The sequence below is a fragment of the Rhizobium sp. A37_96 genome (assembly GCF_053521765.1).
Genome location: NZ_JBNWDS010000014.1, coordinates 116941 through 141103, shown reverse-complemented (window position 1 = coordinate 141103; position 24163 = coordinate 116941). Strand labels below are relative to the sequence as shown.

General features: G+C 62.0%; 24 protein-coding genes. 8 read left to right on the top strand and 16 right to left on the bottom strand.

The window, feature by feature from the left end:
* Positions 1-43 precede the first annotated feature (43 nt).
* Entirely contained in the window at positions 44-961 is a 918-nt protein-coding gene (locus ACQZ6J_RS27135; protein ID WP_449086403.1) for an AraC family transcriptional regulator, read from the bottom strand.
* Here ACQZ6J_RS27135 and ACQZ6J_RS27130 point away from each other — a divergent pair.
* A complete protein-coding gene (locus ACQZ6J_RS27130; protein WP_449086402.1) occupies positions 960-2144 on the top strand; it encodes an MFS transporter in 1185 nt (394 codons plus the stop codon). The two genes, ACQZ6J_RS27135 and ACQZ6J_RS27130, sit on opposite strands and share 2 nt — an antisense overlap.
* Before the next feature lie 198 nt (positions 2145-2342).
* On the opposite strand, the gene ACQZ6J_RS27125 is transcribed toward ACQZ6J_RS27130, so the two are convergent.
* Both ACQZ6J_RS27125 and ACQZ6J_RS27120 read right to left on the bottom strand, forming a co-directional pair.
* Positions 2343-2903, bottom strand: coding sequence for a DsbA family protein (locus ACQZ6J_RS27125; protein WP_449086401.1), 561 nt, complete (start codon positions 2901-2903; stop codon positions 2343-2345).
* A gap of 318 nt (positions 2904-3221) precedes the next feature.
* The gene (locus tag ACQZ6J_RS27120) at positions 3222-4142 is read right to left on the bottom strand and encodes a DMT family transporter (protein WP_163988428.1); all 921 of its coding nucleotides are present in this window, start codon (positions 4140-4142) and stop codon (positions 3222-3224) included.
* A gap of 94 nt (positions 4143-4236) precedes the next feature.
* Here ACQZ6J_RS27120 and ACQZ6J_RS27115 point away from each other — a divergent pair, with 94 nt between their 5' ends.
* The 3 genes from ACQZ6J_RS27115 (at position 4237) to ACQZ6J_RS27105 (ending at position 5704) form a co-directional block, all read left to right on the top strand.
* The gene (locus ACQZ6J_RS27115; protein WP_449086400.1) at positions 4237-5010 is read left to right on the top strand and encodes an AraC family transcriptional regulator; all 774 of its coding nucleotides are present in this window, start codon (positions 4237-4239) and stop codon (positions 5008-5010) included.
* Between the two features lie 149 nt (positions 5011-5159).
* Positions 5160-5429, top strand: coding sequence for a CopG family ribbon-helix-helix protein (locus tag ACQZ6J_RS27110; RefSeq protein ID WP_163988425.1), 270 nt, complete (start codon positions 5160-5162; stop codon positions 5427-5429).
* Positions 5429-5704, top strand: coding sequence for a type II toxin-antitoxin system RelE/ParE family toxin (locus ACQZ6J_RS27105; RefSeq protein ID WP_163988423.1), 276 nt, complete (start codon positions 5429-5431; stop codon positions 5702-5704). Before ACQZ6J_RS27110 ends, ACQZ6J_RS27105 begins: the two co-directional genes overlap by 1 nt.
* A gap of 83 nt (positions 5705-5787) precedes the next feature.
* Here ACQZ6J_RS27105 and ACQZ6J_RS27100 read toward each other — a convergent pair whose 3' ends face one another.
* From ACQZ6J_RS27100 to ACQZ6J_RS27055, 10 genes are all read right to left on the bottom strand, one after another.
* Positions 5788-7245, bottom strand: a complete 1458-nt coding sequence (locus ACQZ6J_RS27100; RefSeq protein WP_246725813.1) for an APC family permease — start codon at positions 7243-7245, stop codon at positions 5788-5790.
* Positions 7246-7331: 86 nt separating this feature from the next.
* Positions 7332-8447 carry a LysR substrate-binding domain-containing protein gene (locus tag ACQZ6J_RS27095; RefSeq protein ID WP_449086399.1) on the bottom strand — a complete coding sequence of 372 codons (1116 nt, stop codon included), beginning with the start codon at positions 8445-8447 and terminating at the stop codon, positions 7332-7334.
* Between the two features lie 42 nt (positions 8448-8489).
* Complete coding sequence (locus ACQZ6J_RS27090) at positions 8490-9830, bottom strand: glutamine synthetase family protein (RefSeq protein WP_449086398.1); 1341 nt, start codon at positions 9828-9830, stop codon at positions 8490-8492.
* Positions 9820-10509, bottom strand: a complete 690-nt coding sequence (locus ACQZ6J_RS27085) for a TetR/AcrR family transcriptional regulator (RefSeq protein WP_163988417.1) — start codon at positions 10507-10509, stop codon at positions 9820-9822. Before ACQZ6J_RS27085 ends, ACQZ6J_RS27090 begins: the two co-directional genes overlap by 11 nt.
* Entirely contained in the window at positions 10506-11801 is a 1296-nt protein-coding gene (locus tag ACQZ6J_RS27080) for an alpha/beta fold hydrolase (protein ID WP_449086397.1), read from the bottom strand. Before ACQZ6J_RS27080 ends, ACQZ6J_RS27085 begins: the two co-directional genes overlap by 4 nt.
* Before the next feature lie 5 nt (positions 11802-11806).
* Entirely contained in the window at positions 11807-13117 is a 1311-nt protein-coding gene (locus ACQZ6J_RS27075; protein ID WP_449086396.1) for an acyl-CoA dehydrogenase family protein, read from the bottom strand.
* Positions 13118-13139: 22 nt separating this feature from the next.
* Positions 13140-14192 carry a peptidase M29 gene (locus ACQZ6J_RS27070; RefSeq protein WP_449086395.1) on the bottom strand — a complete coding sequence of 351 codons (1053 nt, stop codon included), beginning with the start codon at positions 14190-14192 and terminating at the stop codon, positions 13140-13142.
* 221 nt (positions 14193-14413) lie between these two features.
* Positions 14414-15049, bottom strand: a complete 636-nt coding sequence (locus ACQZ6J_RS27065) for a flavin reductase family protein (RefSeq protein WP_449086394.1) — start codon at positions 15047-15049, stop codon at positions 14414-14416.
* 22 nt (positions 15050-15071) lie between these two features.
* On the bottom strand, positions 15072-16016 hold the full coding sequence (locus tag ACQZ6J_RS27060) for a fumarylacetoacetate hydrolase family protein (RefSeq protein ID WP_449086393.1): 945 nt from the start codon (positions 16014-16016) through the stop codon (positions 15072-15074).
* Positions 16013-17149, bottom strand: coding sequence for a cupin domain-containing protein (locus ACQZ6J_RS27055; RefSeq protein WP_449086392.1), 1137 nt, complete (start codon positions 17147-17149; stop codon positions 16013-16015). The genes ACQZ6J_RS27060 and ACQZ6J_RS27055 overlap by 4 nt, the downstream gene beginning before the upstream one ends.
* A 141-nt stretch (positions 17150-17290) precedes the next feature.
* On the opposite strand from ACQZ6J_RS27055, the gene ACQZ6J_RS27050 reads away from it, so the two are divergent.
* From ACQZ6J_RS27050 to ACQZ6J_RS27040, 3 genes are all read left to right on the top strand, one after another.
* Positions 17291-17974 (top strand): FCD domain-containing protein, encoded by a 684-nt coding sequence (locus ACQZ6J_RS27050; protein ID WP_449086391.1) that lies wholly within the window; start codon positions 17291-17293, stop codon positions 17972-17974.
* A 214-nt stretch (positions 17975-18188) separates the two neighbouring features.
* Positions 18189-19046, top strand: coding sequence for a helix-turn-helix transcriptional regulator (locus tag ACQZ6J_RS27045; RefSeq protein ID WP_449086390.1), 858 nt, complete (start codon positions 18189-18191; stop codon positions 19044-19046).
* A 206-nt stretch (positions 19047-19252) separates the two neighbouring features.
* Positions 19253-20125, top strand: coding sequence for an NmrA family NAD(P)-binding protein (locus ACQZ6J_RS27040; RefSeq protein WP_449086389.1), 873 nt, complete (start codon positions 19253-19255; stop codon positions 20123-20125).
* Positions 20126-20141: 16 nt separating this feature from the next.
* Here the strand turns inward: ACQZ6J_RS27040 and ACQZ6J_RS27035 are convergent, their stop codons facing one another.
* Genes ACQZ6J_RS27035 through ACQZ6J_RS27025 form a run of 3 tightly spaced genes read right to left on the bottom strand, consistent with a single transcriptional unit; the run spans position 20142 to position 23607 of the window.
* Positions 20142-21734 (bottom strand): DHA2 family efflux MFS transporter permease subunit, encoded by a 1593-nt coding sequence (locus tag ACQZ6J_RS27035; protein WP_449086427.1) that lies wholly within the window; start codon positions 21732-21734, stop codon positions 20142-20144.
* Positions 21735-21753: 19 nt separating this feature from the next.
* The gene (locus tag ACQZ6J_RS27030) at positions 21754-22899 is read right to left on the bottom strand and encodes an HlyD family secretion protein (RefSeq protein ID WP_449086388.1); all 1146 of its coding nucleotides are present in this window, start codon (positions 22897-22899) and stop codon (positions 21754-21756) included.
* A 57-nt stretch (positions 22900-22956) separates the two neighbouring features.
* Positions 22957-23607 carry a UdgX family uracil-DNA binding protein gene (locus ACQZ6J_RS27025; RefSeq protein ID WP_449086387.1) on the bottom strand — a complete coding sequence of 217 codons (651 nt, stop codon included), beginning with the start codon at positions 23605-23607 and terminating at the stop codon, positions 22957-22959.
* Between the two features lie 144 nt (positions 23608-23751).
* Here ACQZ6J_RS27025 and ACQZ6J_RS27020 point away from each other — a divergent pair, with 144 nt between their 5' ends.
* The gene (locus ACQZ6J_RS27020) at positions 23752-24099 is read left to right on the top strand and encodes a hypothetical protein (protein ID WP_449086386.1); all 348 of its coding nucleotides are present in this window, start codon (positions 23752-23754) and stop codon (positions 24097-24099) included.
* Positions 24100-24163 lie beyond the last annotated feature (64 nt).

Here is a 24163-nt window from a genome sequence, read left to right as displayed (position 1 = left end):
TCCCGCGTTCTGCGGCGATCATCTCGGCGGCTCGCAATGACCTTCAGGGCTGGAGGCCAGCACTCGGGGAACCGTTGCGCGCATGCTGGCGCGTGATCTCGCGCGGCGAATAGCCAAAGGCCCGCTTGAACATGGTCGTGAAGGCGGCCGGATTCTTGTAGCCGAGGTCGATTGCAATCGTCGTCACCGGCGTCCCCGCGACGAGCCGGGGAAGCGCGGCATGAAGGCAGGCCTGCTCGCGCCACTTGACGAAGCTGAGGCCCGTCTCGAGACGAAACATGCGGGTAAACGCACGCCGGCTCATGCTCATGTAATTCGCCCAGACATCGATCGTATCGTGCGTCGTCGGTTGCCGCACGAAATCCTGGCACTTCTGGGCAAGCACGCTGTTGCGCGGGATCGGCAAGGATAAGGGCAGCGGTTTCAGCCTTGCCAGCTCGTGCAGAAGCAAGGTCATCAAGGCACCGGCGCGATCGTTGACGTCATAGTCGACCGGAATATCGACGGCCTCCGCAATGAGCGTGCGCAACAGGGGCGATATTTCGACAACCTGGCAATGATCGGGCATCGTCTTGATTGCCTGCGGCTGAATATAGACGCTGCGCATGCTGACATTGCCGAGCATACGCACGCTATGGATGACGCCCGGAGGGATCCACATGCCGCGCTCGGGCGGCATGACGAGCGTACCGTCCGGAGTGGTCACCACGACTACGCCTGAAAAGCCGTATAGAAGTTGCGCGCGCCGATGCTGGTGCGGATCGACACGATGCCCGTCCCTATACTCGTTGCCGAGGGCAACGAGAGGCCGGTCGACATCGATGAATGGATCTATGCGGCTGTTCCTGACCATTCTGGCCCAGTCTCGTAGTAGTTGCGCCTTATCGCGGTAGCGGGCGATTGTCTTTTCTAATATCAGCGCGGCGAACGATTTGAAAGTGAGAGCCATGAGCCAGGTCATGAACCCGCCTCGCGCGGCGGCGACGATATATCCGGTCATTATGGTGGCCAGTCTCGGCCACTTCATCAACGATGTCACCCAGTCCCTGCTGCCGGCGAGCTATCCGGTGCTGAAGACCGGCTTCGACCTCAGCTTTGCCCAGCTCGGCGTCCTGACCTTCGTCTACCAGATCACCGCCTCGATCCTGCAGCCCTTCGTCGGGTGGTACACGGACGGGCGGCCGCAACCCTATTCCTTGCCCTTCGGCATGGCCTGCAGCTGTACCGGCATGATTACGCTCGGAATGGCCTCGAACTATCCGACCCTGCTGATGGGCGCGATGCTGCTCGGCCTGGGCTCCTCGATCTTTCACCCCGAAGCATCCCGCATCGCGCGGCTGGCATCCGGCGGCAAGCACGGCTTTGCCCAGTCGCTGTTCCAGGTCGGCGGCAATTTCGGCACGTCGCTCGGGCCGCTGCTGGCCGCCTTCTTCATTCTTCCGCACGGCCAGCATGGAATGGCGGCGCTCGCGAGCCTGGCCTTCATCGGCATCCTCGTCCTCGGAGGGCTGGGCCGCTGGTATCAGGTAAACGGCGGGCACCTGCGCGCGCCGGCCAAGACCGGCAAGACCCACAAGGCGCTGAGCTTGTCGCGCGCCCGCGTCGGCCTTGCCATTGCCGTCCTGATCGCCTTGATCTTCTCGAAGTATTTCTATCTGGCGAGCTTCACCAGCTACTATAATTTCTACCTGATGGCCCGGTTCGGCGTTACCGAACGGACGGCGCAGCTCTGCCAGTTCGTGTTCTTCGCCGCCGTCGCGGTCGGCACGATGGTCGGCGGCCCGGTTGGGGACCGCATCGGCCGCAAGAAGGTCATCTGGGGATCCATCCTCGGCATCCTGCCCTTCACCATCGTCCTGCCCCACGCCAATCTCGAAACCACGATCATCCTCAGCGCGATCATCGGCACGGTCATCGCGTCCGCCTTTTCGGCAATCGTCGTCTATGCGCAGGAGCTGCTGCCCGGCCGCGTCGGCATGGTTTCGGGCCTGTTCTTCGGCTTCGCCTTCGGCATGGGCGGCATCGGGGCTGCGGCGCTTGGCGTGCTTGCCGACCATACGAGCATCGAGTTCGTCTTCGAACTTTGCGCCTTCCTGCCGCTGATCGGGCTTCTGACGATCCTGCTGCCGAACGTGGAAGACTGACGACATGGCAAGTGGTAAAGGCGCCGATGCGGAAGCATCGCCGCCTTTCCAAATTGCCCGCAAGGATCGGCGCTCGGATCGCGTGCCCGAGCATTCCTCACGCCGAAGCCGGGCCTTGACCCGTTGGTCGCAGACTTCAAGTGTCAAACCGGCGGCTGCCCGGGATCGGCAAATCGGGAGGGCGATTGTGCCCGCCTCCTACGACGCCGATACTTTCTTGACCCAGGCTTCTATGTCGTCGCCGCTGCTCATGTCGGCCTGCACCAGCCCGTCGATCATGAAGGTCGGGGATACGTGGATGCCGTTCTGCCGGGCGTATTTGCAGTGCCATTTGATCTCGCGGTCGAGGTCCGGGATCGCGAAGGCCTCTTTCAGCTGGATGCCGCTGTAATTCTCCAGCCGCTCGATCAGCGCGTTCGGCGTCACGTCCATGTTCGGTCCGCCGGCGTGATGAGCGAACTCGAACTCCTCGCGATGGACACCGATCGCAGCCATCACCTTCTTCGCCGTCTCCTTGCCTCCGGGAAGCGTCGAAGCCGCGAGAATGCAGCGCACGAGGACGCCGGAATACATATGCCAGGGCTGCGATTGCAGGCGCACCTTGATGGTGACCTTATCCTCGCCTGCCTGTTTCAGAAAATCGTCTAGCTTGTTGAAAGCCCTGACCGAATACGGGCAAGTGGGTTCCAGGAAGATTTCAAAAACGCGCGGCCCGTGGCCCCAGCTCAATGGATCTGCGCGCCAGGCGACGTGGGTCATGCCGGTTTTCCTCTTCGATCTCGAATCCTGTCGTGACACGGAAACTAGACGCGCTCCGCTTGGCCGGTCAACGTTGGAGAGAGAAAAGACCGCGCTCGGAAAGAGCTCGATGTCCATGATGCCGTAAAGTTGATGGATGCTCCACACCCCGTTCTTGAGCAGCAGAGCAAGATGCCCATCGTTCCGCGTTGCAAATTGGGGGCGCAAAGTCACCCCCAGGATTTTGCGCGGCTCGCGCTTCCCCCGAAGAGCTCTCATGGCTGCCCCGGGCGTGATTTCAATGCAGAAAGCCGCGTCCGTTCGCGGCAGTCCATTCGCTTAGTCGACAATTTCGGGCATGGCCGGTGGCGCGCTGCGCAAGGGCCGGCGGAAAAGCTCCACGCAGGCAACGCCGACGAGCGCGGCACCACCGCCGATGACGTGATAGGCCCGTACCGGTTCGCCAAGCATCACAATGGCGCCGAGCGCGGTGAACACCGGCAACAGGTTCATGAAGGCCGCGCAGCGGTTGGGGCCGAGGATATGAACGCCGCGCACCCATAAAAACGGAAGGACGACGGACGCGAGGCCACCGGCATAGGCAATGAGCGGCAAGGTCTCGGCATTCAGCGCACGCAACGGTGCTGGCGTGGCAAGAAATGCCGGAAACATGATCACCAGAGCGCAGATCGCCTGCATATAGGTCGATTGCCAGCCGGCGACGGGCAGGTTCCAACGCTTGAGGAGAACGCCATAGACGGCATAGCTCAGCGCCGCAATGAACATCAGCGGATCGCCGAGATGCACGCCATTGCGCGCGAGCGCTGCCGGATCGCCGGCGCTGACCAGATAAACGAGCCCGACAAGCGACAGGACGCCGCCGCCGACCATTCCGACAGTCGGCGTATCCTTCAGCACGAAGGCGCTCAAGGCCACCGTGAGCAGCGGCGTCAGCGCCGTGAACACGGCCATGTTCGTCGCCGTCGTCGTTTCCGCCGCCAGATAGGACAGGCTCTGGAAGAAGCACATGGCGAGGAAACCGAGAATGGCGAACTGCCCCAGGTGCGGCCAGATGACGAAGCGATTTCGCCAGGCCGGGACGGCGACGAAGGTGCTCATCAGCAGAACGGCGAGCAGCAGGCGATAGAAGGTGATCGCCTCCGGTCCGATCGTATGCGCGGACATTCGGGAAACGATCACGTTGCCGGACCAGAGGATGATGGCGACGAGAGGATAGAGAAATGCGAGCTTGTTTTTCATATGCGATACCATGGATCCATTTCGAGACCCTGGCTTACTGCTTCGATATCGGTCCGTATCGCTTTATGATGACCAAGACTGTAGAGATTGGGACATGCAGAACGACCCGACGCGAAAACATCTCGATTTTCACGACACCCATCGCGCCATGGCGGCGATGGACGTCAACTATCCGGACGGGGCCTCCACGGGCTGGCACTCGCATCCGCGCGGCCAACTGCTCTACGCGATCGAGGGCGTGATGATCGTGCGGTCGGTGGAAGGGTCCTGGGTGGTCCCGCCGAGCCGGGCGCTATGGCTGGCGGCCGGGCTGGAGCATGACGTGAAGATGGCCGGCGAAGTGAAGATCCGCACGGTCTTCATCGACGCGACGGCGATCCGCCATATGCCGGTGGGAAGCTGCGTCATCGAGGTTTCGCCGCTGCTGCGCGAGCTCATCGTCGCCGCCGTTCGCGTTCCCCTCGATTATGCGGAAGGCAGCCGCGACGACCGCCTCATGCAGCTGCTCGTGGACGAAGTACATGTCTCAGATGTACTGCCCCTGCATCTTCCCATGCCGGAAGACGAGCGACTCAAGCTGATCTGCGAAGCGATCACCGAGCATCCTTCCGATACGTCGACCGCTAACCAATGGGCCGAACGCCTTCGCGTGACGGCCAAGACGGTGCATCGCCTCTTCGTCAAGGAAACCGGCATGAGCTTCGCGCAATGGCGAGAACAGGCGCGACTTTTGTTTGCGCTGCGCAAACTGGCGAGCGGCGACCGCATCATCGACGTCGCCTTCGATTGCGGCTACGCCAGCCAGAGCGCCTTTACTGCGATGTTCCGCCGCCATTTCGGCAAGCCGCCATCGGAGTTCTACCGTTAGGTGTTCTCCATCGCATATCTGTTTGCCGCTGGATGTCTCGTCGGAAAGACAAAGCCGCCAGCTCGGTCCAATCGACGGGCGTCATTGATCGATTCAAAATTAATCACTATGATTAGGAATAAATCGAACCTCATGAAAAGGATGATCGCATGTCAGGTTCCGGCACCAAAGTCTTGACCGCGCATGTCCCACTCTCCTTGGCCGAGAAAGTCGATTTGATGGCTGAAAGGCTTGAGCGTTCTCGCGGCTGGATCATGAAGCAGGCTCTTACCGCTTGGCTCGACCAGGAAGAAGAGCGCGAGAGGCTCACCCGGGAAGCGCTTCTGGACGTGGACGCGGGCCGTGTGATCGACCATCAGGCGGTACAGGCATGGGCCGATAGCCTCGGCAGCGACGAACCTTTGCCGCTTCCTCGCTGATGCAAGCAAAATGGACCAGCAAGGCGCTATCCGACCTCAGTCGTCTCTATGAATTTCTGGCGGCTGTAAACAAGCCGGCAGCCGTTCGCGCGGTGCAGTCCCTGACCAAAGCGCCGACTATTCTGCTGGCCAACCCAAGAATTGGCGAGCGACTCTTTGAATTCGACCCACGCGAGGTCAGGCGCCTGCTCGTCGGCCACTATGAGATACGCTACGAAATTCAGCAGTCAACGATCTATATCCTGAGGTTGTGGCATACGCGGGAAGATCGTTAGGCGGCGGAATTTCTCATCGGCCCCCGAACCGGATCCAGGACGGGATGCCGGCCCAAGCCGGCATCCCGCAAGCATAAGCGGCCTCAGCCCTGATTGTGCCCCATGCGGGCGAAGCGGGCCGGATCGACGCGCTGCAGACGCATGGCGACGAGATAGCCCACGATCGCCGCGATCGGGATCAGCGAGGGCAGGACGATGCCGAGCACGCCGCCGGTCGTTCCGGTCAGATCGCCGAAATGCAGGAAGATGTAGACGAACAGCGCCGCCATCACCAGACCGGAGACCAGCGGAAGGATCAGTGTCGTCAGCGCCGATGCGGTGTGATCCGTGCGGCGGAAGAAGGCAATCACGGCGACCGAAGTCACCGTCATCATGCCGAGAACGCCGAGCGTGCCGATCTGGCTGATCCAGGTGAACATGTTGAGAACCGGATCCAGGCCGAGCCCGGCGAAGAATGCCAGGACGATCAAGGCTCCCGCCGTCTGCGTTACCGAGCCGACATGGGGGCTTTGATGGATATCATGCGTCCGGCCGAAGACCGCCGGCAGCAATCCCTCGCGGCCGGCGACATAGCTGTAGCGCGCGATGTAGTTATGAAAGGCTGAAAGTGCGGCAAACAGGCTGGAGACCAGCAGGATGCCGGCGATATTCGCGATCGTGCCGCCGGCATATTGACCGGCGAGATCGAAAAAGAACGTCGACGGATCAGGCAGTCCCTGGATCGTCGGGAGCAGCTTGTCGGCGCCGATACCGACGATCATCAGCCATGTGGTGAAGATGAAGAAGATGCCGATCATCAGAACCGACAGATAGGTGGCCCGCGGAATCGTCTTTTCCGGATCGCGCGCCTCCTCGGCGTAGATGGTCGTTGCCTCGAAACCGATGAAGCAGCCCAGGCAGAAGAGGACCGCAGCGGTCAGCGAACCCGAAAAGACGGCGTTTGCATCGAAGAAATTCAGTGCAAGCCCGTTCGCACCGCCCTTGCCCAGAATGGCGAAATCGACGATCAGCACCACCAGATATTCCAGGGCTACGACGAAGACGAGCACCTTGGCGGACAGGTCGACCTGGCGATAGCCAAGGAAGCCGACCAGCAGGATGGCAAGCAGGCTCCAGATCCACCAGGGCAACACCAGCCCAAACGAACCGAAGATGCCGGCTGCGATGCCGCCGAACAGGCCGATGAGCCCGAACTGCATGGCGTTATAGGCGACCAATGCGGTGACGGCGACCGCCCCGGCGACACGGCCGCCAAGCCCACGCGCCGCATAGGCGTAGAAAGCACCGGCATTGGTGACGTAGCGCGACATCGTGACGTAGCCTGCGGCAAAGGCCAGCATCACCAGCGTCACAAAGACGAAGGTTGCCGGAATGCCCGCCCCGTTCCCCAGCATGAAAGCCAGCGGCATCGCGCCGGCAACACCCGTCAGCGGCGCCGCCGCCGAAATCACCATGAAGGTGACGGCGATCAGCCCGAGCGAGTTTTTACGAAGTTGGTTACTCCCTGCACCAGTCATATCGATAGCTTCTTCCTGAGCCATATTCCCCTCTCCCATTCTGCCGCTCCTGGCGGCGTCTATTGCGGTATTCTCCCGTCAATTCCCTGTCCGCGCGCCGTCCCTCCCCGTCAGGCGCGCTTGAACGATATCCTGCATTTGGCGATGAAGTCCTTTGCCAGCTGGCTTTGGCCATCCGACCTTTGTGTGACGGCAATGACAGCGCCTTCCGGAAATTCCTCGCTTAGCGGCACGGCCCGAATCTCGCGTCCATCTGGCCCTGTTCTGTTCTGGGGCTTCTGTGGAACTATCGAATATCCCAGCCCTTGGGCCACCAGTCCGCGAACCATGGCAAAGGATGGCGACTGCAGGCGGATGACCGGCTTCAGCCCGTTGCGCTTGAAGAGCGCGGCGATCGCGCCGCGAACGGAGGGATAATCGAGCAGGATCATCGGCAGATCGGCGATGTCGGCAAGCCGAAGGCTGGACTTCGCGGCAAGCGGATGATCCGCGCTAAACAGCACATGCGGCGCCGGAGCGCACAAAAGTTCGCTGTCGAGCTCCGGCTCGTCGACCGATCCGAAGGTGACTGCTGCGTCGATCTTGCCGGCACGCATCTGCTCGATGAGATCGTCGTGGTCCGCCTCGAGCAGCCGGATATCGACGCCCGGCGTCTGGCCGGCGAAATCGGCGACGAGCGGCGGCACGAATTCCGGCCCGAGCGTGATGAAAAAGCCGACGCGCAGCTGGTTTTCCGGACTATGCGGCTGGTCATCGTCCGGCGCGATCGGAATGGCGCGCCGATAGCTCCGATTGGCGTAGACAAGCGGCGAGCGCTGTCGCGACAGCTCGATCCGCTCCACCTCGCCGATGAGAATGAAATGCGTGCCCCAAAGCAGGGCCGTCTTCAGCTCGCAGTCGAGTGAAACGATGGCGCCGTCGATGACGGGAGATCCGGCCGCGCTGCTATGCCAGCCGATCGCCGCGAACCTGTCGTCGGCGAGATGCTTGAGGCGACCGGAGAAAAGGTCCGAAACGAAGCTCTGGTTGCCGCTGAGCACATTGGCGCAAAACCGTTTGTTCTTCCGGATCGCTTCACCGGCGGGGCTCAAGTGATGAATGCTGACCAGCAAGGAAGGTCGGCTCGTATCGGCCGAGACCGACGTCATGGACGAGACGGTGACGCCGAAGCGGCCCGCCTCGCCATCCGTCGTCACCACGGTGACGGCGGAGGCAACCCGGCTCATGCTCTCCAAAAAAAGACCGCGAAGATCTGCATCCATGTGCCTTCACCCCAAATCGAAAAAGCGCTCCAACTCCACATCGGGAATCTTGCGACGGAACTCGTTGTGCTGGCTTTCGCGCGTCGAGGCGAAAGCCTCGACAAACCTGGCCCCCAGCCAATCCTTGGCGAAATCGGAGCCGCACAGCCGCTCGATCGCCTCGGGCATCGAACGCGCGAAATCTCGCGCCGGTTCTTGCGCATAACCGTTGCCGATGGTCTCCGGCTCCGGCTCTATCTGCTCCAAGATGCCGGCGATCCCGGCCGCGACCGTGGCGGCGACGGTCAGATAGGGATTGGTGTCGGCGCCCGGCAGGCGATTTTCGACACGCAGCGAACCGGCATCGTGGCCGACGATGCGGAAGCAGGTCGTACGATTTTCGTAACCCCAGCTAAGGCCGGGTGGCGCAAACGTGCCCGGCGCGAAGCGGCGGTAGGAATTGACGGTCGGCTGGAAGAGCAGCGTCATGTCGCCGATGTAAGTCTGCAGCCCGCCGATGAAATGGCGGAACGTCTGCGACACGCCGTTCTTCTGCGCGGGATCATGGAAGATCGGCCGGCCGTCGCGATCCTTGAGCGAGATATGCACATGGATCGACTGGCTGTCCGCAGCCTCGGTCCAGCGCGGCATGAAGGTGACGCACCTGCCCTGTCTTTGCGCCAGCGAACGCAGAAAATTCTTGAGAATGACGAGCTGGTCGGCGGGCTCCAGCCCCTCTCCGGCCGCGATGCACGCCTCCAGAAAGCCGCCGCCGATTTCCTCGTGCATCTTGGCAAGATCGATCCGGAGAGGCTCGCACATCGCGGCGACCGCCTCGTACCATTCGGTCTGCTGCACCTGATAGAGCACCAGATCGTGGCTGTTGTGCTGCGTGGCCGTCTTGAGGTTGCGATAGCCTTTGGCGCGGGCGCTTTCCGGCGTTTCGTCGAAGAGGGTATATTCAAGCTCCATGCCGTAGCGGGGCGCATATCCCGCATTGCCGACACGCTCGAGCACGCGCTTCAGGATGGAGCGCGGGCACAATTCGGAGGTGCCGCCGGAATAATTGGAGAGAACCAGCAGATCGTGGCCCGGCTTAGACCATGGCAGCCGGCGAGCGGTCGCCGGGTCGATGATCAGCGGATCGTCGTGAAAGTCCGAGGTGCCGTCGGAGACGCCGGGGATGGTCAGCACCACGTCGGTCGGATCGAGCGCCAGCGTCACGGGCGACATGCCCATGCCGTTTTTCGCGATCCCCTTGAGACTGCCGGCGGACACCATTTGCCCGCGTAGAAGCCCGTTCGTGTCGGTCATCGCGACCGTGGCAAATCGACTGGCCGGATCGGCCAGATAGTCTTCAATCGTCATGTTCCACCTGCTGAAGGGAATGGGCGTTTATCAGCGCCTCTAATTTGGCCAGATCCGCCTCTGGCTGGGTCGAATAGGCCTTCAGGAAAACCCTGAGGCCATTGTTCAGATATCTCGCGATTTCGGCCCGCCCCGGCGGGTGGTCCGGCATGTAGAGAGCCTGGGTTCGAGGCGCCGAAAGGATCAGGCCCCAAAGATCCTGGGCCGCCAGCTCCGCATCCTCGAAGATGAGCTGTCCGGCGGTCCGTCGTCCCTCCAGATAGTCCATGATCCCGCGCAGGAGCCGGTCAGGACCGGATTCCTGGTAGGCGCGGCCGATCTCGGGAAAGCGCTGCACCTCGCCGATGATCAGGCGGGCGAGCGACAGCAGGTCGGGGCGCATCACCGTGTCGGCATAGTCCCAGGCAAAGCCATGCAGGTCGGCCACCATCCCCTTGCCGGAAGGATGCTGAAAAAACTCCAGCATCAGGTCGCGCTCGCCGAGCATCATCGCCGAGAAGAGCGCCTCCTTCGACGAGAAATACTGGTAGAGCGTGGGTTTCGACAGGCCCGCCTCGATGGCGACCGCGTCCATGGTCGCGCCCGAATAGCCGGTCTCGGCAAACACCTTCAGGGCGGCATCCAGAATACGCCGCTCACGAATGATCCGGTTCTGCTGGCGGCGGGGAAGATCATTCATTTCGGGAGCTTTCCAAGGAAGTCGAGGAGAATGCGATTGTAGGCTTCGGGCTGCTCCACGTTGCAGACATGGCCCGCATCCCGGATCGTTTCATAGCGAACGTCGGGCAAGGCGGCATCGGCATGGATGCGCTTTGCCACGCCACGGATCTCGTCCGGCGCGGCCAGCCGGTCATACTCGCCTGTCATCATCAGCACCGGCATGGCCAGGTGGGAAAAATCGAAGCGCTCCGGCGGATTGGTGAAGCACATCAACGCGTCGCTGTAGGTTGCGGCCGGGATCGCCGCCATGGAGCGCAGCAATTGTTCCTTCACCTCTTCCGAAGCGTTCGGACCGGCCAGCACCTTCACCACATCGGGCGCAAAATCCGCTGGCGCCAACCCGGCATCGAGCGGCACCCGGCGGCTGAGGCGAAACGCCTCGCGCTCCTCGTGAGACGCTTCCGACATGCCGGTGCAGCCGCCGGAAAGCACCAGTCCGGCCAGCAGATCGGGATGCCGCACGGCGAAGGACGTGGCGATCCACGAACCATAGGACAGGCCGACCAGAACCAGCCGTTCCGCACCCAGCGCCGCGCGGATACGCAAGATGTCGGCGCAATAATCCTCGACCGTCGACGGACCTGTCCCGAGCGTGCTGTCGCCATAACCGCGCAGGTCCAGAGCGGCCGCGCGCGTGACGGTCCCCGTAGCGGCAAGCTGCGGCAGCCAATTCGTCCGCCCGCCACCGATACCGTGCAGGAAGAGGCAAAGCGGTCCCCCCTCTTGCGATGTTACGGTCAACGCCAGCCGTGGCCGCTCGCCGAGCGATACTTCCTCGAAGGTGACCGGCGCCGGGGATTGCTGCCGGGACGAAACCGCCTCACGGCGTTGGGCCCGATCCGAAAGGGCTGCGATGCCAGCCTCGAAGATCGCCTTCGTGCCCTGGCAGATACCGGCCAGACGCGCCGCGTCCGGGGCATCGACTTCGGCAGTCCATTCGACAACGCTGCCGCCGTCACCATCGCCGGAGACAGTCATGCGGCCGTCGTAGCGATCGACGCCGGCAATGCCTTCCAGATGGGTGTAGCCAAGCGAGTGGTCGCTATCGCTGAACCAAGTGAGCTGCTCGCGGTAGAGCGTATCCTCGCCATGCACGGTGAAGGCCCGGATAAGGCTGCCGCGCGCATCGTGTTCGGCGCGGATGCCGGCAATGGCGGGATGCCATTTTCCGCAAAAGTCGCCGGCGATGGCCCAGACCGCCTCGGGAGAGGCTGGGCATTGCCCGACAATCTGAACCCGGTCGCGCGGCATCGGAATTACCTCACCCCACCCGCGCCGCCGGCATCGCCGCGCCAGAGCGACGTGCGGGCGCCGCCTTCGTCGCCGGGAGCGTGATCGAGCTCGTCCATCTCGTAGAGCGCGAGCACGCCGAGATAATCCTCCAAGATCTCGGAGGTGAAGGGCAGCATCAGCGCGCCGCAGCGGCTATCGCGATACATGCGCTCCAGCGGCAGCGACTTCAGCATCGACTGGCCGCCGCAGGTGCGGATCGCCATCGAGGTCATCTCGGCCGCACCCTCCATGACGTTATATTGCGCGGCATACATGCGCAGCACTTCCGCCTTGTTCGGAAAACCCTTGGCCTCGCTGAAAGCCTGCCACCACAAGGCGCGTATATTGGCAAGACGCGCATACATCTTGCCGACGGCAATGCGCTTTGTGGCATACATGCGCCGATCGATCGGCGGCTGACCCGGGATCTTGCCCTTGAGATAGTCCACCATGAAATCATAGGCGCCCTGCGCCACGCCCATATAGGTCGGCGACAGCGTAATCATCATGTGCGGCCAGTTGGGCAGGGTCTTGTTGAAAATGCCGCGCGGCATCAGGAGATCGTCGGCCTTGACGAAGACATCCTTCAGAATAAGGTCGCGGCTGTTGGTGCCGCGCATGCCGAGCGGGTCCCATTCGCCCTTGACGGTCAGGCCGGGCGTATCCTTGTGGACGACGAACAGCATCGTGTCCTCGTGGCGCGGCTCCTGGCCCTCGAATGTCTCCGTGCAGACGATGGTGTAGTAGTCGCAATAGCCGGCAAGCGAGGCGAACTTCTTGAAACCGTTGATCTTCCAGCCACCTTCCACCTTACGGCACTGGGTCTGGTTCGGCTTCGAGGTCCAGTTCTGCCCGCCTTCGGAAATCGGCTGCGAGAAGATGGCTCTTTCCGCGATGGCGCGGCGGAACTGGCGTTCGCGCAAGGGTGCGAAAGTCGCTTTCTCCTCGAGCGTCAGGTTCGGCATTTCGAACATGAAGCGCGACCAGGCCATCGAGGAGTTGTGCATGTTGAAGGTCAGCGCGGTGGCGCCGCAATATTTGCCGATCTCAGCCCCGACCATGGCGTATTCGAACATCGAAAAGCCCCAGCCGCCGAACTCCTGCGGGATGCAGAGCCCGAGGAAGCCCTCCTCGGCAAGATCCCTATAGTTTTCGACCGGGAAGGAAGCGTCGTCATCGACAGCCTTGGCGCGAAGGGCGAAGCGTTCGCGGCCAAGCTCGTTCACGCGGTTGAGGACTTTCTGGACTTCCGGCCGGATGCGGGAGAGGTCGTAGTAATCGGCAATTTCGCTCATGCTTCTTCTCTCTTCGAAGGCGTCAAAGCGCCAGTTCACCCTGCAGGACGCCGTTTTTCACGACGACCTTTCCGTCGAGTTCGATCGTGCAATTGCGCATCGGCAGATCGAAATGGCCGAGCGTGTAGCGGCCCGCATACTGGTTCGCCCCTGTCGACCACAGGAAGGAACCGGCGAGCGCGCGGAATTCGACCGCCTGCATGTCCCGCTTGTCGTACATGGCGGCCGACACCCAGCGGGCGCGCGGGTGCATGCCCCAGCCGACATGGCTCATGCCGTAGGCGTTCCGGTCGTCCCAGGCCTCCATGTATTCGCGGAAATGGATGGCATCGATGCCATCGCCCTCGATGGCGGTGACGAAATCATTCTCGACGGTGAAATCGATGCGGCTTGTGAGCGCCGTCTTGAAGGTCAGGTTCATGTCGCCGACATCCATGACGATGCGGCCGTTGACGGAGTTCCGGCCCGGAAAGGCGAGGCAAAGGCCGCCCGGCCAATGCGCCACGTCGCCCGGCCTGGTGCCGAAGCCCGGCGTGCCGCCGCACGGAGCGCCACGCAGGTCGATCAGAAGATCGGTGCCGACAGCCGACGTGACGCGCATCTCGCTCGCCGCGCGCAGCATCTCGACGCCGAGCGCCACCTTGGGACCGAGTTCCGCCGTCGGCTCGGTGCGCTCCAGGATTTCCGGATGCTCGTTGCAGACGACGAGGAGCCGCGTGTTGCCGGACGCTTCGATCTCCGGCCATTCCGGCGCGTGAATGAGCCCCTCCACCGTGCAGTCGACGATGACCTCAACGCGCTTCAGAGCCTCGATGACGGCGCGATTCTGCTGGATCGCCCAGGACGTGCCGGTCGATTTCACCGGAACCGGCGCCGTCTGGCGCGGCGTCGGCATCTGGATCATGCAGTATTCCGCCCCCAGATCGTGCAGAGCCAGGTCCGAAAGATGGACGAGAACCGGCCGCGACTGGGTTTCGGACAGAATGGCAACCTGCGTGCCCTGGCCGATGCCGTTCAATCTGAAGACGCGGCGGAACGAATCCAGCCAGCGACCTTCGACGCGCTCCTGCAGCATCGCGGCATTTCCTCCCTTGACGAACCACCAATTTGGTGAATTTCTTAACTCCCGAGTTAAGTTTCTTTCACTTCTCTCGAACTGTCAACGAAGATTTTCGAAAATATTGAATTATTCGATGATTGCTCTGTTTGACTGCTACACCCAGACAAAAGCAGGAAAAGACCGGTCCCGGCGCGGGTAGCGCCGATACCGGTCGATAGGCATGGTCTCAAGCAAACTTATTCCGGCTTCGGTCCCCGCCGGTCGCTCCATTTCGGGCGAACGAGACTGAAGGTATCGTGGCTGCGCACGTAATCGCTGCCGTAGGAGCGAGCGACGAGATCGAGCCTTGGCGTATCGATATGGGCGCGCTCGGCGTCCAGCACGCAATCGTCGGCGACATGCACGGCAAGTACGCGGCCGATCACCACCACCTGCGCCGGACCGGTGACGACCGACGACAGCGATACGCATTCGAAAGCGACGGGACTTTCGGCGATCCGCGGCGGACGGACATGGGCCGACGGCGCGGTCGCAAGTCCCGCCAGCGTCAGCTCATCGACACCGCGCGGCGCATCGATGGCGGTGACGTTCATCGCCTGCACCAGCCGCTCGGGCACAAGATTGACGACGAACTCGCCGGTGTCGAGGATGTTGCGCGCCGTATCCTTGAAGCCTCTTTCCGGATCGGCCATGATGCCGATCGCCACGGTCGGCGGCGATGGCCCCATGACGTTGAAGAAGCTGTAGGGCGCCGCATTCAGCCGGCCCTGCGCATCGAGCGTCACCACCCAGGCGATCGGCCTGGGCATGACGGTTGCGGCCAAAAGCTTGTAGGCATTCTGGCTTCCGACTTCGTGCAGGTCGAAGCGCATCAGGTTTCACACCCCGATATCATCACCGCGGGATCGCGCCATGGGCCTGGTCCGGCGTCGCATCGACCACCGGATGCCGCAGCAAGCCGATCCCCTCGACGCAGGCGACGACGACATCGCCCGGCCACATCCACTCCTGCGGGTCGCGCCCGGCGCCCACCCCCTCCGGCGTGCCCGAGGCAATGATATCGCCCGGCTCCAGCGTAATGCCGGATGAAATATCGGCAATCAGATCGTCGACCTTGAACAGCATATGACGCGTATTCGAGCGTTGCTTTTCGACGCGGTTGACCGTCAGCCACAGATCGAGCGACTGGGGGTCGGGGATTTCGTCGGCCGTAACGATGCAGGGGCCGAACGGCGCGTAGCTGTCCTGTCCCTTGGAAAAGATCCATTGGCCAGCCCGCCTGTTGTCGCGCGCCGAAACGTCGATCATCACGGAATAGCCGAAGACATGGTGCAAGGCTTCCGTCTTGGCGACCCGCCTGGCCGTCGTGCCGATGATGACGGCCAGCTCCACTTCCCAATCCAGCTGCTGGGTGATCTTGCCGTTATGCTCGATCCCCTCGCCCGGCCCGATCACGGTAGTCGGCGGCTTGGAGAAGATGACCGGCTGCTTCGGCAGGTCCTTTGCTGTATCGAGCGACTTAGCGCTTTCGGCGACATGCTCGACATAGTTCAGCCCGATGCCGAAAATGTTCTTGCGCGGCCGCGGGATCGGGGCGAGCAGCTTCACATTGGCAAGCGCCGTGGCGACGCCGGCCGGAAACTGCCCATTGGCTCTGCTCAGACAGGCGCGCAGAGTCTCGATGCCGGGTCGTCCGCTGTCGATCAGGCCGAGCATCGTATCGGGCAGGTCTTCGCCCTGCGATGCAGCCAATGCCGCAACATCCGCAACCAGATCGTCGACAATCACGCCAAGCCGGGCCGCGGCCTCGACGGAGGCTCGGTAAGTCACAAGTTTCATATCGTTTTTCCCTGGAGAAGCGGCTGGAAACCGCCATTGTCGCCGAACGCCTGTTCGCGGTAGAGGCCAAGCGCCCGCATGACAGGCAGATCCGAAAGGCAGAACAGGCAGGCATCGTCCCGCTCCGAGCCATTGACATGTTCGTGCCAGGCCCAGGACGGCACGCAGAAGATATCGTGCTCCTGCCAGTCGTAACGCTTGCCGTTGATGATGGAGTGACCACCACCCTTGGCGACGTGATAAAGGCCGCTGCCGGTATGACGGTGCGCCTTGGTATGTTCGCCCGGACGCAGCATCTGCATGCTCGCGCCCATGGTCTGCATGACCGGCCCGTGGGTGACCGGATTGACATAGTCCATGAGCACGCCGTCGTAGGGCGATCCGTCCGTGCAGCCGGCATATTTTGCCAGGGATTCGTAGGTGGGCGCCCATTCGTACTTGAACATCGGGCTGTAGCCCTTGTTCCATGCCTGTCCGGCCGGCGTCAGCCCCGGGTTGCCCCAGGTTTTGGTCATGTCGTCGACCGCGAAGCCGACCGCCTGCGAGAGATCGGGATGGACTTCGTAGAAGTTCGCTTCCATCGCGTTGACGAACGGAATATCCAGCCCATCCTGCCAGATGCAGGGCGAACCCGACGCCTCGACGCCATGCTCGTGCCAGGTGCCGTTGGGGGTCAGGACGAAGTCGTTCGCCCCCAGCGTCATCTTGTGGCCGTCGACGACCGTATAGGCGCCCGTCCCCTCCATGATGAAACGGATCGCGGAGGCGGAATGGCGATGTGCGCTGGCGACCTCGCCCGGATTCATCACCTGCAACCCGGCATAGAGCCAGCCAACCGCCGCCGCAACATCGCTCCGTCCGGGGTTGTTGAGATAGACGACGCGACGGCCGGCCTTTTCCGGCGTCACCAGCTCTACCGAGCGCAGCACATGGTCGCGAAGATCCTTGTAGCGCCAGACGACAGGCACGGATTGCGACTTCGGCTCCCACGGCTCGATCTTGTTTGCCACGGTCCAGAGCGCACCGGCGCTGAACCGTTCGAGGTCGCCGTAATAGGCCAAAAGCTCCGGCGTATCCTCGACATTGGCGCGACCGGCGACATTCTCCCGATGGTTCTCATGCGGCTTTGTCATCGAACCCTCCTCTCCGTCATTCCGTTGAGGGACAAGATGAGCGATCATATTTGCGAAAGCAATAAATATTTTCGAAAATATTTGGAATTGCCGACAAATGGGTGGATGCACTATTGTTCGCGCAAGCAAAGGACCATCAGCATGACTCTTGCCGAGAAGGCATATGACGCCCTGCGTCACGACATCATCCGCGGAGAGCTTCCGCCCGGCCGGCCGCTGCGGCTTTCGGATCTGAGCGAGCGCTACGATATGGGCTTCTCGCCCTTGAGAGAAGCGCTGAACCGGCTGCATGCGGAACGTTTGGTCACGGCCGAATCCCTGCGTGGTTTCCGCGTCGCGCCCTTGTCGATCGATGAGCTGCACGACGCCGTCAACGTGCGCATCAAGATCGAAAGCGACGCCCTGCGAGCGTCGATCCGACTCGGTGACGACGATTGGGCAGCGGGGATCGTATCGGCTCTCTATGCGCTTAACCTGCAGGTTGGCCGAACAGGCCCGGATGCCGATATCTGGACGCTCGAGGCCCGGCATTACGCATTTCATCGGGCATTGCTGACCGCCTGCAACTCGCCCTGGACGCTGGAATTCTTCGAGCGTCTCTATGCCGCAACGGAACGCTATCGCATCCCCGTGTTGCTGGCATCTACCCATTCCGCCGGGCGGGATGTGCAGGCGGAACATGGCGCGCTTGCCGAAGCGACACTCGCACGCGATGCCGACAAGGCGACAGCGCTTCTGGAGGCTCACTACCGCAAGACGGCGAGCCACCTGACCACCGTTTTCAGCACGAAGCGGCCGGATGAGGTGACTGCCGCCGCCGGTTGACGGAAATGTCGCGATCAATGCGATCGATCCGCAATGCCAGACCGGTCATCCGGACCATGGTGGAATGCCGAACGGAATGTCGGCATCGCCGCGCCAGAAGCGGATGGACGGCACGCATCCGAGACGGCTCGACCGGACATGCGGGCCTCTCTATACTCCCGGGATCGAGATCGCCACCATTTCGGGTCGGTGGATTTGCCGGGAATACGGAATCATGGATCAGCTCAACAGCGCCGCCACGACGCTTCTTTCCAGTAAGGGCCGCGGCTGGGAAGGTTTGGAGGCAAGCTTCCTCCACATCCAGGCCGGCCGTACCCATGTGCCGGGATCGCAGACACACCGGCTGGGCATTCACTTCGGGCGAGCCGTGAATGCGTTTTGCCAGTGCGACGGCCGGCAGCATCGCCGCCGACAGAAGCATGGCGATATCGATATCGTTCCCGCAGGCCTGGATGGCTGGTGGGAAGATGATGGCGATTGCACCATCCTGCGCCTGAATATTCGACCGGAGCTCCTTCAATCTGCGGCCGCCGCGCTTGGCCGGGATCCAGATACCGTTTCGCTCACACCCAAATTCCAGCTTCGGGATGCCGGGCTCGAATCGATCGCCTGGGCCATCAAGGCCGAGATCGAGGCATCCGTGCCGTCGGACCGCACCTATGCCGAGGCATTGGGACTGGCGTTGGCAATCCGCCTGGTTGACGGCGACGGGAAGACCACGGCAGATGCCACCACCGTGGGCGCGACGCTGACGGACAGGCAAAGACGCCGCCTGACGGAGTTTGTCGAAATGCATATCGATCAATCTCTGTCGCTCGGCGATCTGGCTACGGTTGCCGGGCTGAGCGTGTCGCATCTGAAGCCGCTCTTTCGCGCCACATTCGGAATGCCTGTTCATCAATACATCCTGGCACGCCGGGTCGAACGGGCAAGACTGCTCATCCTGTCCGCGGACCTGCCGCTGGCCGAGATCGCATTGGCGACGGGCTTTGCCCATCAGAGCCATATGACCCACTGGATGCGGCGCATATTGGGCCTGACCCCCGGAATGCTCAACCGACTGCACTCCTGAGGCGCGTCGCGATCTTTTCAGATTCGCTTCTCGCCCTTTGGCTCTCTTTGATCTTGCCCATGTCGTGGTCGCAAAACCGCTGCACACTTTCGCGCGACATGCCGAAGCTTCGATTGTCGTCCGAACCTGCAATGGATCATCCGAACATGCGCGATCCGATGAGCATGGACGGCTACGCTGCGGCAAGATCGACAGGAGAAGACATCATGCATGCAATTCTGGGTGCCAGCGGAAAAGTTGGCCGCACCACCATCGCCGCACTGCGCAAGGCCGGCGTTCCCGTTCGCGCAATTCTGCGGGATCCCGCGAAAGCGCAGGAATTTTCCGAACTCGGCTGCGAGATCGCCATCGCCGACGTGAATGATCATCAAACGCTGACTGCTGCGCTGAAAGGGGCCAGCGCCATCCAGGTCATCTGCCCGGTCGATGTGCGCGCGTCCCAGACACGTTCAAGCCTGATCCGATCGATCGACACCCTCGGCGACGCCCTGGCAGCCGCCAGGCCGCAAACCATACTCGCCATTTCCGATTACGGCGCGCAGCACAGTTCGGGAACCGGTGTCACCGTGATCTTCCATGCCTTGGAAAGGCGTCTGCGAACGCTGGATTCCAGGCTTGTTCTGCTGCGATCGGCCGAGCATATGGAGAACTGGGCTCGCCTGGCAAAGGCGGCGGCGGAACATGGCCGATTGCCGAGCTTCTGCCATCCGCTGACAAAACTCCTTCCCACTGTTTCCGCCTCCGACGTCGGCTCGATCGCCGCCGAACTGCTTCTGGACGGAAAGGACGGGCCTGAGAGGGTAGTCCATGTCGAGGGACCACGGCGCTACACGCCGAACGATGTCGCGGCGGCCATAGGATCGATCGCCGGTCGCGAAGTCATCGCTCAGCCGCTACCCGAGGCCGATTGGCAGGCCGTTCTGCTGCGGGCCGGCTTATCGGAGGACTATGCGCGCCTGCTGGTCGAACTCTACGGCGCCCACAATGCCGGCCGGATAGATGTGGAAAGCGATGTCGGCGAGGTCCGCCGCGGCAAGACCGAGCTGGTGGACGTGCTGCGGCGGCTTCTCGCCACATGAGGTCGGCATTCCGCTCTCAATGCGCGCCGCCGCCGCCGCCCTCCTTGAGATCCACGTTGCTGAGGATCAAGGCGAGCGGAATGGCGCAGAGCACGATCAGCATCAGCACATGGAACACATCGATATAGGCCAGATAGCTCGCCTGGGTCTGCACCTGCTGGCCGATCCAGGCGGTTGCCTGCGCCTGCGCATCCGGCGTCGTCGCACCCCTCTCGGCAAAATAGCGCGTCATGGTCTGCAGTGTCTCGTGATAGGCGGGCGAGGATGGCGTGACGTGCTCGACGAGCCGGCTCTGATGCCATTGCTCGCGATGGGCCAGGACATTGGACGCGACACACACGCCGATCGAACCGCCGATATTGCGGGCGGCATTGATCATCGCGGAAGCCTGGTTGGTCTGCTCCGGCCTCAGGCCGTAGTAGGAAGCGGAGGTGATGGGGATGAAGATCAGCGGCAGGCCCAGCCCGATATAGAGGCGCGACCAGACGAAGAAGCCGAAGTTCAGCCCGGGATAAAGCTCCGTCAATTGCCACATCGACACGGCGATGATCGCGGCACCGATGGCAATCAGATATTTCGGCTGAACCAGGGAGCTGATACGCCCGGCGACGAACATCATGACCATTGTCACCAGGCCGCCCGGCGATAGCGCCAGACCGGCCCATGTCGCGGTATATCCGTAGTTCTGCTGCACCACCTGGGGAATGAACTGCGTCGTTGCGATCAGGATTGCGCCGATTGCCATCATGACAATGAAACACGCGCCGAATTGCCGGGTGCCCAGCAGCCGGCCATCGATGATCGGGTTGGCTTTTGTGAGTACCCAGGGAATCGCCAGCAGAAACGAAAGCACGCAGATGGCCGTCATCATGATGATGAAGCTGGAGCCGAACCAGTCGTCGGTCTGGCCGCGATCGAGCGTCAGCTCGAGCGAGCCGAGAAAGGTCGCAATCAGCAGGAAGCCGACAATGTCGAAGCGCACGCCCTTGCGGCGGTACTCCTCGCGCATCTGCTTCGTCTTCGGCGTTTCCTTCAGCAACGCATAGACGAGGGCAAAGGCGAAGACCCCCACCGGGCCGTTGATAAGAAAACACCAGTGCCAGGAAAGATTGTCGGAGAGATAGCCGCCCAAAGTCGGCCCGACCACCGGGGCGACGACGACCGCGACGCCGAAGAGCGCAAATGCCTGGCTGCGCTTTGCCGGCGGGAAGGCATCCGCAAGGATCGCCTGCGAGGTCGGCACCATGCCGCCGCCGGCAAAGCCCTGGATCATGCGGAAGATCAGCAGCGTCTCGAGATTCCACGACAAGCCGCATAGGATGGAGGCGACCGTGAAGGTTGCCAGGCATAGAAGATAGAACCGTCGGCGCCCGAAACGTTCGGAGAAATAGCTGCTCGCGACCAGCACGATGGCGTTCGAGACGAGATAGGTCGTTACCACCCAGGAAGCCTCGTCGGAGCTGACCGCGAGGCCGCCGGAAATATAGCGCAGCGCGACGTTGGCAATCGTCGTGTCCAGCACCTCCATGAAGGTCGCCAGCGACACGACGATTGCGATCAGCCAGGGGTTGGTGGCTTGTGTGGAAGGCGCCTCTGCGCCGCCTGCCATTGCGCCTGCGTCGTTCATATCAGCTCCTCGGACGCACCGTCACCGTCGGCACGACGGACATGCCGGGGCCGATGGCGACATCCGCGGGCCATTTGTCGACGATGATCTTGACCGGCACCCGCTGTGTCACCTTCACATAGTTGCCTGTCGCATTCTCGGCCGGGAGCAGCGAGAAGGCGGTGCCGGAACCCGGCTGGACCGACGCCACCTTGCCGTGAAGCGTATGATCCGGATAGGCATCGATCGTCACGTCTACCGGCTGGTCCGGCCTCATATCCGTCAGTTGCGTCTCCTTGAAGTTTGCCGTGATCCAGACCTCGTCGGGCACGAAGGTCGCGATCGCCTGGCCGGCATCGATGAATTGCCCCTTGGCACCCGTCAGGTGAACGATACGGCCCGGCTGAACAGCGATGATCGTCGTGTAGTTCAGGTTTTGCTGCGCCTCTTCGGCCTGCGCCTGCGCCTGCTTGAGGCTTGCCAGCGCGCTGGATTTTTGCGCCTCCGCCACGGACTTGTTCTTCAACGCCGAAGTCACGTTCGCCTGCATCTGAGCGAGGCCGGCCTGGTCCTGCTGAAGGGTCGCGGTTGCCTGCTGCACCGATTGCACGCTGCCGGAGCCGGATTTGACCAGCTGCTGCTGGCGATTGGCCTCCTGTTGGGCATATTGAAGCGCGGCATTGGCGGAATTCTGCTGCGCTCTCGCGACATCGACGGAAGCATTGGCCGCCTCGATCTGCGCGCTCGCACTATCGATAGAGGCCTTGGCGACCTCCACCTGCCCGTTCGCCTGATCGAGCGCGATCTGATAGTCGCGCGGCTCGATCCGCAGGATGACATCCCCGGCCTTGACATGCTGGTTGTCGGTCACCGGAACATCGGCCACATAGCCGGAGACCTTGGCGGCGACCGAGAAGCTGCGCGCATCGACGAAGGCGTCATCCGTCGATTCGTACGGATAGAAATAGATCTTCCAGACGAACCACGCGGCAACGAGCAGAGCCGCCAGCACCACAATGCCGAACAACATCCAGAAGGGATGCCGGCGAACAAAGGAAGGCCGTTTTGGCTCCGGCGGCGCGGTCTCCCGCCGATCGATCTTGGCGGGTGCTTGCCGCTTGGGCCGATCCGGCCTGGTTTCCATGGTATCAGGTTGATTGTCAGCCATGACATGACCTTTGCTTGATCGTGGACGTGGGCTCCCGCCCGCCAGTTCGAAGAGGGGTTAACGCCGCAGAAAACGTGGGATCTTCGTCAGATCCCGGATGAAGGCCAATCTGCCTTTCTCCCTCTCGGTCGCCTCCCTGATCCGCAGGAGCGCCGAGGGATGGATGGTGACGAGAACATCCGGCTTTCCCGCGGGATGCAGGATATGGCCACGATCCCGCATCACCTTGATCTTCGAGCCGAGCAACGAGGACACCGCTGTCGCGCCGAGCGCGACGACCAGTTTCGGTTTCAGAAGTTCGAGCTCGGCGCCGAGCCACCAGGCGCAACGCTGCACTTCTCCGGCGTCGGGCCTCGCGTGCAGACGTTTCTTGCCGCGCATCTGGTATTTGAAATGCTTGACCGCATTGGTGACGTAGCACCGATCCCGATCAATACCCGCTTCGTCGAGGCATTGATCCAGGAGCTTGCCCGCCGGCCCAACGAAAGGCCGCCCGGCCAGATCCTCCCAGTCACCCGGCTGTTCGCCGACAAGCATGATGTCGGCTGCACCGGGACCCTCGCCGAAAACAAGATGGGTGGCGTTGCGATAGAGATCGCACCGTGTACAGGATTGAGCATCGTCGCGCAGTTCGGCAAGCGTATTCGCGTCCGCATGCTCATACGCCAGTGAAGGGCCCGCGCCGGCCGAAGGAAATTTCTCGAGCATTTGTGGGCTCACAATGGTTCCAGACTATGGAACCTCAACTAATCGCCGTTGTCTTTGTTCCACGCGTGAAAGTGCCATCGAACAGGGAACCCGGTCTTCCGGTGCTCGTTTAGGCAAGGAGACCAGGAGAATGGAGGAACCGCCATGAACAGCGAAAATAAAATCGGCTCTTTTGCGCTCAGCGCATTTTTCAACAATGAATACGACGCGGAAGCGGCAGCCCAGGCATTGATCGATGCCGGCATACCCAGAGACGCCATTACCATGACGCCCGGCAATCGGCCCGATGCGTCACCAATCGATCACATGGGTTTTCTGGACGCATTGAGCGGAATCTTCTTTCATGAAGAGCAGCGCGCCGCTTATGCCGCCGCCCTCGAACAGGGTGGAACGCTCGTCACCGTGGAAGAGATGAACGAAACGCAGCATGATATCGCGCTGCCGATCCTTGCCGAGAAAGGCCAGATCGATCTCAACGAGCGGGAGTCCTGAGGCGACGAACGCCGGTTTCACCGCCTGGTTGCGGCAGGCAGTGAACCGGTGAGAGGCCGGTCGA

Coding starts and splice junctions, on each gene's coding strand:
- ACQZ6J_RS27125 (WP_449086401.1), bottom strand. CDS start 2,903: ATGACCCACGTCGCCTGGCGCGCAGATCCATTGAGCTGGGGCCACGGG.
- ACQZ6J_RS27075 (WP_449086396.1), bottom strand. CDS start 13,117: ATGAGCGAAATTGCCGATTACTACGACCTCTCCCGCATCCGGCCGGAA.
- ACQZ6J_RS27115 (WP_449086400.1), top strand. CDS start 4,237: ATGCAGAACGACCCGACGCGAAAACATCTCGATTTTCACGACACCCAT.
- ACQZ6J_RS27020 (WP_449086386.1), top strand. CDS start 23,752: ATGAACAGCGAAAATAAAATCGGCTCTTTTGCGCTCAGCGCATTTTTC.
- ACQZ6J_RS27095 (WP_449086399.1), bottom strand. CDS start 8,447: ATGAGCCGGGTTGCCTCCGCCGTCACCGTGGTGACGACGGATGGCGAG.
- ACQZ6J_RS27045 (WP_449086390.1), top strand. CDS start 18,189: ATGGATCAGCTCAACAGCGCCGCCACGACGCTTCTTTCCAGTAAGGGC.
- ACQZ6J_RS27035 (WP_449086427.1), bottom strand. CDS start 21,734: ATGGCAGGCGGCGCAGAGGCGCCTTCCACACAAGCCACCAACCCCTGG.
- ACQZ6J_RS27065 (WP_449086394.1), bottom strand. CDS start 15,049: ATGCGCTTCGACCTGCACGAAGTCGGAAGCCAGAATGCCTACAAGCTT.
- ACQZ6J_RS27100 (WP_246725813.1), bottom strand. CDS start 7,245: ATGGCTCAGGAAGAAGCTATCGATATGACTGGTGCAGGGAGTAACCAA.
- ACQZ6J_RS27130 (WP_449086402.1), top strand. CDS start 960: ATGAACCCGCCTCGCGCGGCGGCGACGATATATCCGGTCATTATGGTG.
- ACQZ6J_RS27040 (WP_449086389.1), top strand. CDS start 19,253: ATGCATGCAATTCTGGGTGCCAGCGGAAAAGTTGGCCGCACCACCATC.
- ACQZ6J_RS27085 (WP_163988417.1), bottom strand. CDS start 10,509: ATGAATGATCTTCCCCGCCGCCAGCAGAACCGGATCATTCGTGAGCGG.
- ACQZ6J_RS27135 (WP_449086403.1), bottom strand. CDS start 961: ATGACCTGGCTCATGGCTCTCACTTTCAAATCGTTCGCCGCGCTGATA.
- ACQZ6J_RS27090 (WP_449086398.1), bottom strand. CDS start 9,830: ATGACGATTGAAGACTATCTGGCCGATCCGGCCAGTCGATTTGCCACG.
- ACQZ6J_RS27050 (WP_449086391.1), top strand. CDS start 17,291: ATGACTCTTGCCGAGAAGGCATATGACGCCCTGCGTCACGACATCATC.
- ACQZ6J_RS27120 (WP_163988428.1), bottom strand. CDS start 4,142: ATGAAAAACAAGCTCGCATTTCTCTATCCTCTCGTCGCCATCATCCTC.
- ACQZ6J_RS27105 (WP_163988423.1), top strand. CDS start 5,429: ATGCAAGCAAAATGGACCAGCAAGGCGCTATCCGACCTCAGTCGTCTC.
- ACQZ6J_RS27030 (WP_449086388.1), bottom strand. CDS start 22,899: ATGGCTGACAATCAACCTGATACCATGGAAACCAGGCCGGATCGGCCC.
- ACQZ6J_RS27060 (WP_449086393.1), bottom strand. CDS start 16,016: ATGAAACTTGTGACTTACCGAGCCTCCGTCGAGGCCGCGGCCCGGCTT.
- ACQZ6J_RS27110 (WP_163988425.1), top strand. CDS start 5,160: ATGTCAGGTTCCGGCACCAAAGTCTTGACCGCGCATGTCCCACTCTCC.
- ACQZ6J_RS27055 (WP_449086392.1), bottom strand. CDS start 17,149: ATGACAAAGCCGCATGAGAACCATCGGGAGAATGTCGCCGGTCGCGCC.
- ACQZ6J_RS27070 (WP_449086395.1), bottom strand. CDS start 14,192: ATGCTGCAGGAGCGCGTCGAAGGTCGCTGGCTGGATTCGTTCCGCCGC.
- ACQZ6J_RS27080 (WP_449086397.1), bottom strand. CDS start 11,801: ATGCCGCGCGACCGGGTTCAGATTGTCGGGCAATGCCCAGCCTCTCCC.
- ACQZ6J_RS27025 (WP_449086387.1), bottom strand. CDS start 23,607: ATGCTCGAGAAATTTCCTTCGGCCGGCGCGGGCCCTTCACTGGCGTAT.